Origin of the sequence: Streptomyces sp. NPDC006655 (assembly GCF_040703965.1) — a bacterium.
Taxonomy (GTDB): Bacteria; Actinomycetota; Actinomycetes; order Streptomycetales; family Streptomycetaceae; genus Streptomyces.
Window position 1 is genome coordinate 186,051 of record NZ_JBEYJU010000001.1, and the last position, 13,624, is coordinate 199,674.

Here is a 13,624-nt window from a genome sequence, read left to right on the forward strand (position 1 = left end):
GCCCCTCAGCCGCTCGCCGGCGTCCACCGGATCCGCGTACTGCACAGGGAGACGAGGACGGCGGCCGTCGCGACGACCCCGAGGCCCCACACCAGGCTGCTCGAACTCGCCACGAAGCCGATGAGCGGTGGGCCGGCCAGCAGTCCCGTCGTGCCCATGGCGGCGACCAGCGACAGCGCCTCCGAACCCTGCTTCGCCGCGGCCACGTAGACGCACGGGGTCACGGCCGCGCACCCCAGTCCCACGCAGGCGAAACCGACGAGGGCGGCCGCCGCTCCCCCGGTCACCAGGGCGAAGGCGAGCCCGGCGGCGGCCAGGGCGCTGCCGACCAGCACGACGCGGCCGTCGCCCCAGCGGCTGCGCCAGCCGTCCGCGAAGAGGCGGGCCAGCACCATCATCCCGGAGAACACGGCGATGCCCATCGGCGCCAGTTCCGCCGACGCCTTGGCGACTTCTCGCAGGTAGAGGGCGGACCAGTCGTTCATGGCGCCCTCGGTCACCGTGCCGAAGGCCATGGCGCAGCACATCCAGAGCGTCATGCGGGACGGCAGGCTCCATCCGGCCCGGCTGCCGCGCGGCTTCTCCGGTGCGGGAGTCTCGTCCGGGAGCAGACCGGGCCGTGCCAGGGCCGCGAGCAGGACGAGCAGCACGGCCGCCACCGCGAAGTGCGCCATGACGGAGGAGGTGGCCGCGTTCATGCCGGAGGCGAGCAGCGCGGCGAGCAGGGAGCCGGCGCTGAAGGTCGCGTGCAGCCACGCCATGGCGTTGCGTTCGTAGCGGGTCTCCAGTGCCGTTCCCTGCGCGTTCATGGCCACGTTCAGGCATCCGACGCACACCCCGTCGGCCACCATGACCAGCAGGGCGGCCGGGTAGTCCGGCGCGAGGGCGAGTCCCAGGAGCAGCAGGGTCAGGCACAGGGCCGACAGCAGGGCCAGCCGGGCCGAGCCCAGCCGCCGCATCAGCACCGGCACCAGGGGGAAGGACGCCACGGCGCCGATGCCGGCGGCCATCAGCAGCACCCCCACCTCGGCCGCGGTCAGCCCGAGGTCCGCCTTGACCGCGGGGATCCGCGAGGCCCAGGTGGCGTACTGGAAGCCGAGGGAACAGAACAGTGCGGCGATGGCGAACCGGCTGCGCCGGAAGGGATCCTGGACAGGGAACACGCGCTTCAACTCGTTTCGTCAACTCGGGACATGTACGCGGGACATGTACACGGCGTCCGCGCCGTATCCGCCCGGAGCGATCCCCGGGTGGGCGGTGAAGCCGCGTGCCGACCAGAACCGCTCGCTGCGGCCCACGGCGATCAGCGAGATCCGCTCGAATCCGTGGGTACGGGCGGTCAGCAGCAGGTGGTCGAGGAGCCGCTGTCCCAGTCCCCTGCCGCGCAGCCGCTCCGCGACGACGATGTCGTGCAGGTGCAGGTTGGTGCCGTGCAGGTCGGTGCCATGCAGGTCGGTGGGATGCGGGTCGGTGGGATGCGGGTCGGTGCGATGCCGGTGCGCGGGGGTCGCGGGCTCTTCGGTCCGTTCGAGGTGCGGGTACGCGAAGGGCGGGTACGGCAGGGCCAGCAGGTAGCCGGCCGGCCGCGCGCGGACGTCCAGGACGAAACAGGTGTCCGGTGACGCATCCGCCCTGGACCGCAGGGCCGCGCGCCCCTCCGTGAGGCCGAGTCGCGTGTAGGCCCGGGCTTCCAGCGCGGCGATGACGTCCCAGTCGGCGTCCGCGATGGGGCGGATGCGTACGCCGTCGGCGCTCACGCGCGCGCTCCGCCGACGCAGGTGTACGGGAGGGGGGCGAAGCCGTTGAAGCCCTGGGTCGTGTAGCTGATCGCGTAGGCGCCGCTGGAGAGCACCCAGACGGGGTCGCCGGACGCCAGTTCCCGGGGGACGCGGACGAGGGCGTGTCCCTGGGGGTAGGCGTCGTCGCTGTCGCAGGTGGGGCCCGCCACCACGGCGGGGACGTATGCGCCGCCGTGGTGGGTCGGGAAGAGGAGCGGGTACTGCAGCGCGTCCATCTCGTAGAGGCCGTTGAACTTGCCGCAGCTCAGGTAGAGCCAGTACTGCTGCTCGCCGTCCGGGCCGCGCCGCTCGGCCAGGCGGGCCACGTGGGCCCGGACGGCCCCGTGGTCGGCGACGAGGTGGCGCCCCGGCTCCATCACGAACGCTAGGTGCTCGCCGTGGACCTTCCTGAGGTGCCGCATTCCCTCGCGGACGACGGCGAAGATCTTGTCCAGCGGCGGGTCCAGGGGGCGCCCGTACCGGTCGAGGTATCCCGTGGCCGGCAGACCGCCGCCGAGGTTGACGTGGTCCAGGACGATCCCGCGCCGGGCCAGGGCGGTCAGGACGTCCGCGAGACACTCGACGGCGTGGTGCCAGGCGTCCGCCGTCATCTGCTGGGAGCCGACGTGCACGGACAGTCCGGAGGGGGTCAGGCCCATCCCGCGGGCGGCCTGCAGGATCCGCACCGCGTCCGCGGGCGAGCAGCCGAACTTGTGGCTCAGTCCCCACAGGGCCCCCTCCCCGCTCGTCGCCAGCCTGCAGAACACGCGGGCGCCGGGGGCGTGGGCCGCGACGGCCGCCAGGTCCTCGAGGCTGTCGGTCACGAAGTCCCGGACGCCGAGGCGATGGGCTTCGGCGATGTCCCGGTCGGACTTGACGGTGTTGCCGTAGTGCGTCCTTTCGACCGGTACCCCGGCGCGCAGCGCCTGGCGCAGTTCGCGGGGGCTCGCCCCGTCGACCCCGGCGCCCTTCCGGGCGAGGCGGGTGAGCACCTCGTCCACCGGGCAGGTCTTCATGGCGAACCGGACGGCGACGCCGGGTAGTTCGGCCCGGAGCGTGTCGTAGCGGCTCTCGATGCCGGTCAGGTCGAAGAAGATCCGGTCCTCGGTGGCGCCCGCCAGCGCGGCGAGCAGCGGTGCGGACTCGTACGTCATCGTCGCCCTCACCGCCGCCGCGGTACGGGCGTGAGCGCGGCCGCCCGTACCAGCGACTCCCACGCCTCCGTCAGCAGGGCGAAGTCCTCGATGTCACCGCGCGCCTCGTCGAGGAGGCGTTCGCGGCGCTGCGCCAGGAGGTCGGCGAACTCGGCGTAGCGGCCGCCCAGTGCCCGGTAGGAGGCGTCGAGGACGTCGAGCCGTCGGACGTTCTCGCTCCGGTCGAGCCCCGCGCTGCGCCTGGCGAGTGCGGCCACCGCGGACGGGCGGACCTGCCCCGCACCGTCGAGCAGCGACTCGCCGGCCCTCGCCATGTGGTCGTAGACGTGGTGGAAGTAGAGCATCGAGAGCAGGAACTTGACGAAGCGCAGCTGGTACGCGGTGAACCCGGGGCCGGTGCGGCGTTCGCCGGTGTAGAAGTTGACGATGTTCCGGTTGTGCAGGACGCCCGGCAGGGCGGCGTCGTGGACCAGGTGGATCAGGAAGTAGTCGCTGCCGATCGTGTCGGTGGCGGGCGGCAGGGGCACCCGTTCGTGCACGCCGTGGAAGGCGATGTTGCACATGTCCACGCGCATGGGGTCGACCAGGGTGAGGGTGGAGTGGTCCGTGGTGAAGGCGTCCGGGCCGGCGCCCCGGAAGGACTCGTCGACGAGTCGTCCCTTCTGTTCGTCGGACCAGTGCGGCGGCGCCCACAGACCGACCATGTCGTGGTAGACGGCGGGGTCGGTGCGGAGTATCTCGCCGATGTCCACGGACAGTTCGCCGACGAACGAGCTACCGACCATCGCGACCCGCCGGTCCATGTGGTCGGCGGCCAGTGCGGTTTCGGTGACGTGGCGGGCGGCGTCGGCGGCGCGCCTGCCGAGTGTCAGCAGTTCGTGGTGGACGGGGTGGACGGTCTCGCCGTCCACCACCTGGTAGCGGCTGTCGGAGTCCCTGCGGTGGACGGACTCGCAGCCGAGCGCGGCGGCCAGGAGAAAGGCGCGGTTGGTGCAGGCGCCGTAGGAGAGGCCGGCCGGGAGCATCAGGTCCAGCAGGAGGTCGGGCTTCATGGCCCCGGACCGCTCGATCGCGCGCCGCAGGAAGTCCCGCTGCCCCGCCTCGTCGAGGTGGTGCACGACGATCCGCGGATCGGCCGGTATCCGGCGCACGGCTTCGGCGTGCCGCGCGTGAGCCGGTCCGGCGCAGGAGTCCAGGATCAGGAGGTGCACCTCGGTGTCGAAGTGCCGGACGGCGTAGGCAGCTTCACCGGCGACGGCGGTGATCGTGGCCGCGCAGGGCCTGTTGGTCGGCAGGGTCAGGCAGATGCGGCGCATGTCTCTTCTCCGGCCGGCGGTGTCGTCGCGTCGAGGTCCGCCCCGGTCCAGGACGTGAGGCCCAGCAGCCTGGCGCCGAGTTCGTCGAGCGTGGCGCGCCCGTACCGCAGGGACTCGTGCCGGGTGGCGTCGCCCAGCAGCGTCCCGTTCCAGTCGGGCGTGGCGAGGGTGCGCCAGGACTCGACGCGGGAACGCCTGAGCGTCTCGTGGGACTCCAGGGCGGGCATCATCGACAGGTACTGGACCGCGCGTACCTCCTGGTCGGCGGTGTTCGGTGCCACCCCGTGCGCCAGCAGGCCGTTGAAGATCAGCAGGTCGCCGGCCGCCATCTCCGGGCGCACCACGGGGAACTCGGAGCGGTCGATCCTGGGCCGGATCGGGTCACGGTCGGCCGGCTGGAACACCTTCCACTGGTCGAACCGCTTGAAAAGCTCCGGGCAACACTGGAAGCCGCCGAGTTCCGGCTTGGTGTCGGTGAGGGCGATGATCCCCTGGACCCGCTGCGGCAGCACGGCGAGCGTGGTGTCGACGTCCCAGTGGAGTTCGATGTCGAAGCCCTCGTCCGTGTGCGGGATCAGGGCGCGGTCACGGTTCTTGATGTTGGGCGGGTTGAGGTTGAGCCGGTCGAGGGTCACCCACAGCTCTTCGCAGTCCCAGACGTCGACGAACGCGTCGTAGACCCGCCGGGTCTGGCGGCTGTCCCAGATGAGCTGGTGGTGGTAGGCCTCGACGAAGCCGTAGATGTGCAGTTCCCGGTCGAGGTCGGAGCGGTAGGCGCGCTCCTCGTACCAGGTCTCGGGGCGCTCGGGGTCGAGTCCCTGGAACTCCCAGGCGAAGTCCAGCAGTCGGCGGGCCGCCGTGGCGGGGACGGCCTGCTTGACCACCACGTAGCCATAGGTCTGCCAGAAGGCGAAGTCCTCCTCGGACAGGACGCGCAGGGGGCGGGTCTTCTTCAGGTCCCGCAGGGGTGTCGGGGCGAGATAGGTCTCGCCGTCCGAGCTGAAGTAGGGGGTGTCCGAGGGGGCTCGATGGAGATAACGGTCAGTCGTGGACATACGGTGCTCCACACCTCGTTCTCGGGGACCGGCGACCCCAAGCGGGTCGCCGACTGCGCGGCGTGAGGGGCGGACACCGTTCCGGCAGGGTCACTGCACCACGGGCCACACCAGCCCCTCTTCGAACTCGCGTGCAACCAACTTGGACTAGACCAACTGGCCGTGTCAAACACCCCAGTTGAGGGCGCCTTTTCGCCAACACGGCGCGATGTGGGCCCACTTGACACGTGCGGCTAGCCTGAGCGGGAACCCATTGGTCTGTACCAACAGAAGGGGCATGCTCGATGGTCTCCAGCAAGCACAGCCAGGAGTTGCGCCGGCTGGCACACTCCGTCCTCCAGCCGGGCTTCGTGGGCACCGAGGCCCCGGACTGGGTGCTGCGCGAGATCGGCGACGGGCTCGCGTCGGTCGTGCTCTTCTCCCGCAACATCGTCACGCCCGAGCAGGTGGCGCGGCTCACCGGACGACTCCGCGCGGAGAACCCCGAGTTGATCATCGCCATCGACGAGGAGGCCGGCGACGTCACCCGAATCGAGTCGGCCACCGGCTCCACCCGGCCGGGCAACTTCGCACTCGGAACCGTCGACGACACCGAGTTGACCGAGGCGGTCGCCGCCGACCTGGGACGGCAGCTGCACACGGCCGGTGTCAGCCTCGACTACGCCCCCAGTGCGGACGTGAACTCCAACCCCGACAACCCGATCATCGGGGTCAGGTCCTTCGGCGTCGACGCCAAGGTGGTGGCACGGCACACCGGGGCGTGGATCCGGGGACTCCAGTCGGCCGGTGTCGCCGCCTGTGCGAAGCACTTCCCCGGCCACGGCGACGTGGCCGTCGACTCCCACCACGGCCTGCCCGTCTACGACGCCGACCGCGCGCGGATCGCCGAGCAGGCCCTGCCGCCGTTCCGCGCCGCACTCGACGCGGGCGTCCGCGCGGTGATGAGCGGCCACCTGCTGGTCCCCGCCTACGACCCCGAACTGCCCGCCACCCTGAGCCGGCGCATCCTGGACGAACTGCTGCGTCAGGAGCTCGGGTTCGACGGAGTCGTCGTCACCGACGCCATCGAGATGGGCGCCGTGGCGGGCACCTACGGGATCGGCGGAGCCACGGTCAGGGCCGTCGCCGCAGGTGCCGACGCCGTCTGCGTCGGCGGCGAGAACGCCCAGGAGGCCACCGCGGTCCAGCTCGTGGACGCCCTGGTGGACGCCGTCCGCTCGGGCGAGCTTCCGGCGGAGCGACTCGCGGAGGCGAGCGCGCGGGTCCGGGAGTTCGCGGCCTGGTCGGCGGCGCTCAGTCCGGCCGGCGCCACCGCCTGGGACGCCGATGGCATCGGCTTCACCGCGGCCCGCCGCGCCCTCCGCCTGACCGGGGCCGTGCGCCACGTCCTGCCCCTGGTCACCGCGCCGCACGTGGTGGAACTCGCCCCCAGCACCAACCTGGCCATCGGCGCGGAAACCCCGTGGGGCGTGGCCGCCCCGCTGGGCGAACGGCTGCCCGGGACCACGTCCGCCCGGGTGTGCCACGAGGACCTGCGCACCGGCGCCACCGCGCTGGAGGCGCGGGCGCTGGCACCCGCGTCGGGACGGCCGCTGGTCGTCGTGGTCCGCGACGCCGCCCGGCACGCCTGGATGGCGCGGGCCCTCACGGAGCTGGTCGCCGCCCGGCCGGACGCGATCGTGGTGGAGATGGGCCTGCCGGGCACCGTGGTCCCCTCGGCCGCCCAGATCTTCACCCATGGCGCCACGGCCGCCTCCGGGATCGCCGCCGCCGAGGTGCTGGCGGGTGCCCTTTAGTGCAGACCTGAGTGCAACTTCCCTACCCCCGAGCCGCGTTGACGCCTCCCCGGCACTTCCCTACGTTCCGAGAGCGCTCTCACCCCGCCCCTCGAAGCAGCGAGGTTCCATGCCCCCCGTACCGAGGCCGCGAGGCCGTCTCCCGCGCCGGCCGGCCGCGGCACTCGCCCTGGCGCTGTTCACCGTCCTCGTCCCGCTCACGCCCCCCGCGGCCGCCACCGGCACCTCGGCGTCGGCCACCGTCTGCAACAGGTACTGCGACGCGCGGGACCCCGCGCTCTCCCCGGACGACCGGGCACCGGTCACGGCGGACGTCTACTCGCGGTCGGTCGTCCTGCACTTCGACGACACCGACGCCATGGGCTGGGCCTCCATCGACAACGGCGACCCCGGTGACGAGGTCTGGCTCGACCGCTCCTTCGACGGCGGCCGCACCTGGAGTTCGGGCAGCAGACTGGGCGACACCGTCGTGCCCGCCGGTCGGCGCGGCCGGCGCACGCTGATGTACAACGTGGACGACTGGAACAACCTCGGCGTGGGCGCCCTGCGCGCCTGCGGAAAGGCCGGGGACCGCGCCGAGATCGCCTGCACCCCCTGGGCGCGCGCCACGTGGAACGCGGGCGAGCCGCGCACCGCCGCGGCCACCGCCCTGATGGCCTTCTACGACTACGGAACCGGCCTGTTCGACACCACCGGCTGGTGGAACTCCGCGAACGCCCTGACCGCCGTCATCGACAATATCCGTGTGACGGGCATGGACAGTTACCGCTACGCGATCGCCCGCACCTACGCCCTGAACGTCAACGCCCAGGGCGGGCGGTTCCGCAACGACTACCTCGACGACACCGGCTGGTGGGGACTGGCCTGGGTCGCCGCGTACGACCTGACCGGTGACAGCCGCTATCTGGACACGGCCCGCGCGGACGCCGATCACATGGCGGCCTACTGGGACGGCACCTGCGGCGGCGGAGTGTGGTGGAGCACGGCGAGGACGTACAAGAACGCGATCGCCAACTCCCTCTACATCCAGCTCAACGCCGCGCTGCACAACAGGATCGCGGGCGACTCCGCGTACCTCGACCGGGCCCGCAGCGGCTGGAGCTGGTTCCAGGGCACCGGCATGATCAACGGCTCGCACCTGGTCAACGACGGTGTCGACCTGTCCACCTGCGGCAACAACGGGGGCACCGTCTGGTCGTACAACCAGGGCGTCCTGCTCGGCGCGCTCGCCGAGCTGTACCGGGCCACCGGCGACGGCGGACTGCTCACCGGCGCACGGGAGATCGCCGACGCCGCCACCACGACCTCGCTGCTGAACACCTCCGGCGGCATCCTGCGGGACCCGTGCGAGAGCGCTGACTGCGGAGCCGACGGGCCGTCCTTCAAGGGCGCCGACGTGCGCGGCCTCGGCAGGCTCGACTCGGTGCTGCCGGACCATCCGTACACCGCGTACCTCGAACGCCAGGCGGCCGGCGCCCACGCGAACGACCGCAACGCCCTCGACCAGTACGGTCTGCGCTGGTACGGACCGCTCGACCAGGTGGACGCCGCACGCCAGCAGAGCGCCCTCGACCTGCTCGACGCGGCACCCTGACGGAGTCAGGAACCCGCCAGGAAGGAGATCCTCACCTTCCGCTCGGGATTGTCCTTGTTCGTGTCGACCAGGCACACCGACTGCCAGGTGCCCAGTTCCAGACGGCCGTCGATCACCGGGAGGGTGGCGTGCGGGGGCACGATCGCCGGGAGGACGTGGTCGCGGCCGTGGCCCGGACTGCCGTGCCGGTGCTGCCAGCGGTCGTCGGCGGGAAGCAGGGTGTGGAGCGCGGCCAGCAGGTCGTCGTCACTGCCGGCGCCGGTCTCCAGGACCGCGATGCCGGCCGTGGCGTGCGGGACGAAGATGTTCAGCAGTCCGTCGCGGCCGTCCGCCGCCTCGCGGAGGAAGGCCTCGCAGTCGGCGGTCAGGTCGACGACCCGCTCCCGCGATCCGGTGGCTACGTTGAGTACTCGTGTGGTGAATGCATCCGACATGTCTCCATCCTGACCCACGCGCCGGGCTCCCGGCCGAGCGGCCGTACGGGAAGATCCACGACCGCTCCTCGGTTGGCAGAGGCGTGAACAGTGAGCGCGAGGTCGAGGTGGTCGTCATCGGCGCCGGTCAGGCCGGTCTGTCCAGCGCCTATCATCTGCGGCGCACCGGCTTCGAGCCGGACCGTGACTTCGTGGTCCTGGACCGCTCCCCCGCCCCGGGCGGCGCCTGGCAGTTCCGGTGGCCGTCGCTGACGTACGGCAAGGTGCACGGGATGCACGCGCTGCCGGGCAAGGAGCTGACCGGAGCCGATCCCGCGCGGCCGTCCGCGGAGGTCGTCGGTGAGTACTTCGCCGACTACGAGCGCACCTTCGACCTGCGGGTACGACGGCCCGTCGACGTCCGTGCGGTACGCGCGGCCGAGGACGGCCGGCTGCTCGTGGAGACCGGTGCCGGGGACTGGTCCACGCGGGCGCTGATCAACGCCACCGGCACCTGGGAACGGCCGTTCTGGCCCCGCTACCCGGGCCAGGAGACCTTTCGGGGGCGCCAGTTGCACACCGCGCAGTACGCGGGGCCCGAGGAGTTCGCCGGCAAACGGGTGGTGGTCGTCGGCGGCGGCGCCTCCGGCACCCAGCACCTGCTGGAGCTGGCCCCGTACGCGGCGGCCACCACCTGGGTCACCCGGCGTCCGCCGGTGTTCCGCGAGGGGCCCTTCGACGAGGGCGCGGGCCGGGCCGCGGTGGCGCTGGTGGAGGACCGGGTACGGCAGGGGCTGCCCCCGCGGAGTGTGGTGTCGGTCACCGGGCTGCCGCTCAACGACGCGATCCGGCAGGGCCTGCGGGACGGCGTCCTCGACCGGCAGCCGATGTTCGACCGCATCACCCCCGGCGGGGTGGACTGGAACGACGGCCGTCACGTGGACGCCGATGTCATCCTCTGGGCCACCGGTTTCCGGGCCGCCCTCGACCACCTGGCGCCGTTGCGGCTGCGCGAGGCGGGCGGCGGGATCCGGGTCGAGGGGACCCGGGCGGTCGCCGACCCGCGTGTCCACCTCGTCGGTTACGGCCCGTCGGCCAGCACCATCGGCGCCAACCGCGCGGGCCGCGAGGCCGTCCGGGACATCAGGCGGCTGCTGGCCGGGGAACCGGTCGCGGCCTGACGCGCGGGCGGCCGCTCAGCGCGGCCGGCCGGCGGCGGACGGCTGCTGCGCCCCGCCGCGCAGGGCGTTGAACTCGGTGACGTTGCGCTGGTGTTCCGCGAAGTCGGCGGTGAACCTCGTGTCGCCCGGCTTGACCGTGACGAAGTACAGCCAGTCGCCCGGCGTGGGGTTCAGGGCGGCCCGCATCGCGTCCTCACCCGGGTTGTCGATCGGCGTGGGCGGCAGGCCCATGCGCTGGTAGGAGTTGTACGGGCTGTCGCTGCGGGTGTCCGCCACGGTGGTGTCGAGGGTCCTGCGGTCGAGGCCGTAGTTGAGGGTGACGTCCATCTGGAGCGGCATACCGCGTTGCAGCCGGTTGAAGACGACCCGGGCCACCTTCCCCATGTCGGCCTTGTTCGCGGCCTCGGCCTGGACGATGCTGGCGACGGTCACCGCCTGGTAGACGTTCATCGCGTCGCGCTGGGCGCCGGCCGCGAGAGGCGCTTTGTCGAACCGCTGGTGGGCGGTGCCGACCATGGACCGCAGCAGGGACTGCGGGGTCGCGTCCCGCGCCACCGGGTAAGTGGCCGGGAAGAGGTAGCCCTCCGGGTTGCCCTCCGCCTCGCCGGGCAGTTCCAGGCCCGCGCTGCCGACGGACTGCCTGGTGGTGCCGGCGGGGAGGGCGAGGGCCTTGTCGACGGCGTCGTACACCTGGGAGGCTCGCCAGCCCTCCGGGACGACCAGGGTCGTGGACCCGTCCGCCGCGCCGTGCAGGGTCAGCAGCGGCACCGCCACGGCCGCGCCGGCCACGACGAAGCCGGCCGCGACAAGGGTGAGCCTGCCCCGGGGCGTCAGCCGGATCGTGGTCCGTCGGAGCGGCTTGCGTGACGGAGAGTTCATCTGCATGCGGGAACATTAGCCCGCATACATCCACAAATCCGGCATATCTTCTGCTTGTCGGCGGAGCCCCGTCCTCACGCCGTCGGCTGCCCCGCCGTCTCCAGTCGGGCGTCCCGGCGCACCAGGGCCGCGTACCGCCCGTCGCGTTCGAGGAGTTCCTCGTGCGTGCCGCGTTCGGCCACCCTCCCGGAGTCGAGGACCACGATCTGGTCGGCGCCCCGGATCGTCGACAGCCGGTGGGCGATGGTGATCGTCGTGCGGTTGGCCGACAGTGCGTCGATGGCGTCCTGGACCGCGTGTTCGGTGCGGGTGTCCAGAGCGCTGGTCGCCTCGTCGAGGATCAGGATCGGCGGGTCGCGCAGGATGGTGCGCGCGATGGCCAGCCGCTGCTTCTCACCGCCGGAGAAGCGGTGACCGCGCTCGCCCACGATCGTGTCGTAGCCGTCGGGCAGGGCGGCTATGTGCTCGTGTATCTGCGCCGCGCGGGCCGCCGCGTGCAGTTCCTCGTCGGTGGCGTCCGGCTTGGCGAAGCGCAGGTTGTCGGCGACCGAGGCGTGGAAGAGGTACGTCTCCTGGGAGACGACGCCGACCGCGCGGGCGAGGGTGTCGAAGTCGAGGTCGCGGACGTCGACGCCGTCGAGGGTGACGCGCCCGCCGGTGACGTCGTAGAGCCGGGGAACCAGGTAGCCGAGTGTGGACTTGCCGGCGCCCGTCGGTCCGACGACGGCCAGACTGCCGCCGGCCGGGACGGTGACGTCGATGCCGTCGAGGACGGGGCCGCCCTTGTCGTCGTAACGGAACTCGACCTTCTCGAAGCGGACCTCGCCCTTCACCCGGTCGAGGTGGACGGGCTCGGCCTGCTCGGTGATGTCGATCGGCAGGTCGAGGTACTCGAAGATGCGCTGGAAGAGCGCCAGGGAGGTCTGGATCTGGACGCCGGTCGCCAGCAGGCTGACGGCCGGGCGGAACAGGCCCTGCTGGAGGGAGACGAAGGCGACGATGGTACCGAGCGAGATCTGCGGGCCGCCCGTCCGCAGGGCCATCCCCGCCGCCCAGTAGATGACGGCCGGCATCGCGGCCATCACGATCGTGATCACGGCCATCCGCCAGCGGCCTGCCATGTTCGACCGCACCTCCAGGTCGACGAGCTGCTCCGACTCGTCCGCGAAGGAGGCGGTGAGCGAGTCGGCGCGGCCCATGGTGCGGCCGAGCAGGATGCCGCTGACGGAGAGCGACTCGGTGACCGTGGCGGCCATCACGGCCATCTGCTTCTGGCGCTGGGTGGTGATCTTCTTGCGTTCGTTGCCGACCCGGCGGCTGATCCACACGAAGACCGGGAGCAGCACCAGGGAGACGACGGTGAGCCGCCAGTCGAGGGCGATCATCGCGACGACGGTGGCGACCACGCCGGTCAGGTTCGAGACCAGGGACGTGGCGGTGGAGGTGACGGTGGCCTGCATGCCGCCGATGTCGTTGGCGATGCGGGACTGCACCTCGCCGGTGCGGGTGCGGGTGAAGAAGGCGAGCGACATGCGCTGTAGCCGGCCGTACACGGCGGTGCGCAGGTCGTGCATGACGCGCTGCCCGACGGTGGTGGATATCAGCGTCTGGAGGACGCCGAAGACGCTGGTGAGAACGGCACTGAGGATCATGCCCAGCGCGAGCAGGCTGAGCAGTCCGGTGCGGCCCTGCGGGATCGCGGTGTCGAGGATCGCCTTCAGCAGGAAGGGGGTGGCGACCGACACCAGCGAGGCGGCGCCGACCAGCAGGCCGACGACGGCGAGGCGCCCGCGGTAGGGACGGAAGAGGGCGAGGATGCGGCGCACCTGGCGGGGTTGCCCGGCCGAAGCGCCGTCGGGGGTCCAGTTGATCTCGTCTCGGGGCATGGCTCCTACGGATGGGTGCGGTGAGTGCGGACTCACGGAGGATAGCTCACTGTTACCTATACTCACAATGCACATGGTCCTGATATTGTTTCCCGTATGAGCATCCCCGACCCCGACGGCCCGCTCGCCGAACAGCTGCTGCGCCTCACGCGCCGCGTGTGGCGTATCCAGAAGCGCCACCTCCAGGCGCGCGATCTGGGTGTCACGCCGGCCCAGTCCCGGCTGCTGCGCACCCTCGCGCACTACGACGCGCCCCCGCGCATGGCCGATCTCGCCGAGCGCCTCGAAGTGGTGCCGCGCGCGGTGACGACGCTGGTCGACGGTCTGGAGGCGAGCGGACAGGTGCGCCGGGTGCCGGATCCGACGAACCGCCGGGTGACCCGGATCGAGATCACGGACGCGGGGCACGCAACCCTGCGCGAGCTGCACGCGGCCCGGAAGGCCGCGGCGGCGGAGATCCTGGCACCGCTGTCGCAGGAACAGCGGGAGGCGCTGGGCGGGCTGCTGGACACGCTGGTCGACCATCCGGTGGCGGCCAGGCATTGCTGAGGCGCGCCCGGGCGGCTCCCTTC

The 13,624-nt window shown here is 71.9% G+C and carries 12 protein-coding genes; 4 read left to right on the forward strand and 8 right to left on the reverse strand.

All coding sequences use genetic code 11. The features are described from left to right. Positions 1 to 5: 5 nt before the first annotated feature. Genes AB0958_RS00870 through AB0958_RS00890 form a run of 5 tightly spaced genes read right to left on the reverse strand, consistent with a single transcriptional unit; the run spans position 6 to position 5,303 of the window. Positions 6 to 1,163 (reverse strand): MFS transporter, encoded by a 1,158-nt coding sequence (locus AB0958_RS00870; RefSeq protein ID WP_366888121.1) that lies wholly within the window; start codon positions 1,161 to 1,163, stop codon positions 6 to 8. Between the two features lie 18 nt (positions 1,164 to 1,181). Then, positions 1,182 to 1,757, reverse strand: a complete 576-nt coding sequence (locus AB0958_RS00875; protein WP_366888122.1) for a GNAT family N-acetyltransferase — start codon at positions 1,755 to 1,757, stop codon at positions 1,182 to 1,184. Beyond that, positions 1,754 to 2,932: a type III PLP-dependent enzyme gene (locus AB0958_RS00880; RefSeq protein WP_366888123.1), complete on the reverse strand. Its 1,179-nt coding sequence runs from the start codon at positions 2,930 to 2,932 to the stop codon at positions 1,754 to 1,756. Before AB0958_RS00880 ends, AB0958_RS00875 begins: the two co-directional genes overlap by 4 nt. Positions 2,933 to 2,940: 8 nt before the next feature. Beyond that, positions 2,941 to 4,248, reverse strand: coding sequence for a DUF6271 family protein (locus tag AB0958_RS00885; protein WP_366888124.1), 1,308 nt, complete (start codon positions 4,246 to 4,248; stop codon positions 2,941 to 2,943). Continuing rightward, on the reverse strand, positions 4,230 to 5,303 hold the full coding sequence (locus AB0958_RS00890) for a phytanoyl-CoA dioxygenase family protein (RefSeq protein ID WP_366888125.1): 1,074 nt from the start codon (positions 5,301 to 5,303) through the stop codon (positions 4,230 to 4,232). Before AB0958_RS00890 ends, AB0958_RS00885 begins: the two co-directional genes overlap by 19 nt. Before the next feature lie 284 nt (positions 5,304 to 5,587). Here AB0958_RS00890 and AB0958_RS00895 point away from each other — a divergent pair, with 284 nt between their 5' ends. Continuing rightward, positions 5,588 to 7,099, forward strand: a complete 1,512-nt coding sequence (locus tag AB0958_RS00895) for a glycoside hydrolase family 3 N-terminal domain-containing protein (protein ID WP_366888126.1) — start codon at positions 5,588 to 5,590, stop codon at positions 7,097 to 7,099. A gap of 109 nt (positions 7,100 to 7,208) precedes the next feature. Beyond that, the gene (locus AB0958_RS00900; protein WP_366888127.1) at positions 7,209 to 8,693 is read left to right on the forward strand and encodes a glycoside hydrolase family 76 protein; all 1,485 of its coding nucleotides are present in this window, start codon (positions 7,209 to 7,211) and stop codon (positions 8,691 to 8,693) included. 5 nt (positions 8,694 to 8,698) lie between these two features. Here AB0958_RS00900 and AB0958_RS00905 read toward each other — a convergent pair whose 3' ends face one another. Next, positions 8,699 to 9,127 (reverse strand): secondary thiamine-phosphate synthase enzyme YjbQ, encoded by a 429-nt coding sequence (locus AB0958_RS00905; RefSeq protein ID WP_366888128.1) that lies wholly within the window; start codon positions 9,125 to 9,127, stop codon positions 8,699 to 8,701. 83 nt (positions 9,128 to 9,210) lie between these two features. Here AB0958_RS00905 and AB0958_RS00910 point away from each other — a divergent pair, with 83 nt between their 5' ends. After that, positions 9,211 to 10,287, forward strand: a complete 1,077-nt coding sequence (locus AB0958_RS00910) for an NAD(P)-binding domain-containing protein (RefSeq protein ID WP_366888129.1) — start codon at positions 9,211 to 9,213, stop codon at positions 10,285 to 10,287. A gap of 15 nt (positions 10,288 to 10,302) precedes the next feature. Here the strand turns inward: AB0958_RS00910 and mltG are convergent, their stop codons facing one another. Further along, complete coding sequence (gene mltG, locus AB0958_RS00915) at positions 10,303 to 11,172, reverse strand: endolytic transglycosylase MltG (RefSeq protein WP_366888130.1); 870 nt, start codon at positions 11,170 to 11,172, stop codon at positions 10,303 to 10,305. 68 nt (positions 11,173 to 11,240) lie between these two features. Continuing rightward, positions 11,241 to 13,052 (reverse strand): ABC transporter ATP-binding protein, encoded by a 1,812-nt coding sequence (locus AB0958_RS00920; RefSeq protein WP_366888131.1) that lies wholly within the window; start codon positions 13,050 to 13,052, stop codon positions 11,241 to 11,243. 96 nt (positions 13,053 to 13,148) lie between these two features. Here AB0958_RS00920 and AB0958_RS00925 point away from each other — a divergent pair, with 96 nt between their 5' ends. Continuing rightward, positions 13,149 to 13,601 (forward strand): MarR family transcriptional regulator, encoded by a 453-nt coding sequence (locus AB0958_RS00925; RefSeq protein ID WP_366888132.1) that lies wholly within the window; start codon positions 13,149 to 13,151, stop codon positions 13,599 to 13,601. Positions 13,602 to 13,624 lie beyond the last annotated feature (23 nt).

Excerpts from the sequence above, each read along its gene's own strand:
- AB0958_RS00920 (WP_366888131.1), bottom strand. The coding sequence starts at position 13,052 with ATGCCCCGAGACGAGATCAACTGGACCCCCGACGGCGCTTCGGCCGGG.
- mltG (WP_366888130.1), bottom strand. The coding sequence starts at position 11,172 with ATGCAGATGAACTCTCCGTCACGCAAGCCGCTCCGACGGACCACGATC.
- AB0958_RS00925 (WP_366888132.1), top strand. The coding sequence starts at position 13,149 with ATGAGCATCCCCGACCCCGACGGCCCGCTCGCCGAACAGCTGCTGCGC.
- AB0958_RS00880 (WP_366888123.1), bottom strand. The coding sequence starts at position 2,932 with ATGACGTACGAGTCCGCACCGCTGCTCGCCGCGCTGGCGGGCGCCACC.
- AB0958_RS00895 (WP_366888126.1), top strand. The coding sequence starts at position 5,588 with ATGGTCTCCAGCAAGCACAGCCAGGAGTTGCGCCGGCTGGCACACTCC.
- AB0958_RS00885 (WP_366888124.1), bottom strand. The coding sequence starts at position 4,248 with ATGCGCCGCATCTGCCTGACCCTGCCGACCAACAGGCCCTGCGCGGCC.
- AB0958_RS00890 (WP_366888125.1), bottom strand. The coding sequence starts at position 5,303 with ATGTCCACGACTGACCGTTATCTCCATCGAGCCCCCTCGGACACCCCC.
- AB0958_RS00900 (WP_366888127.1), top strand. The coding sequence starts at position 7,209 with ATGCCCCCCGTACCGAGGCCGCGAGGCCGTCTCCCGCGCCGGCCGGCC.
- AB0958_RS00905 (WP_366888128.1), bottom strand. The coding sequence starts at position 9,127 with ATGTCGGATGCATTCACCACACGAGTACTCAACGTAGCCACCGGATCG.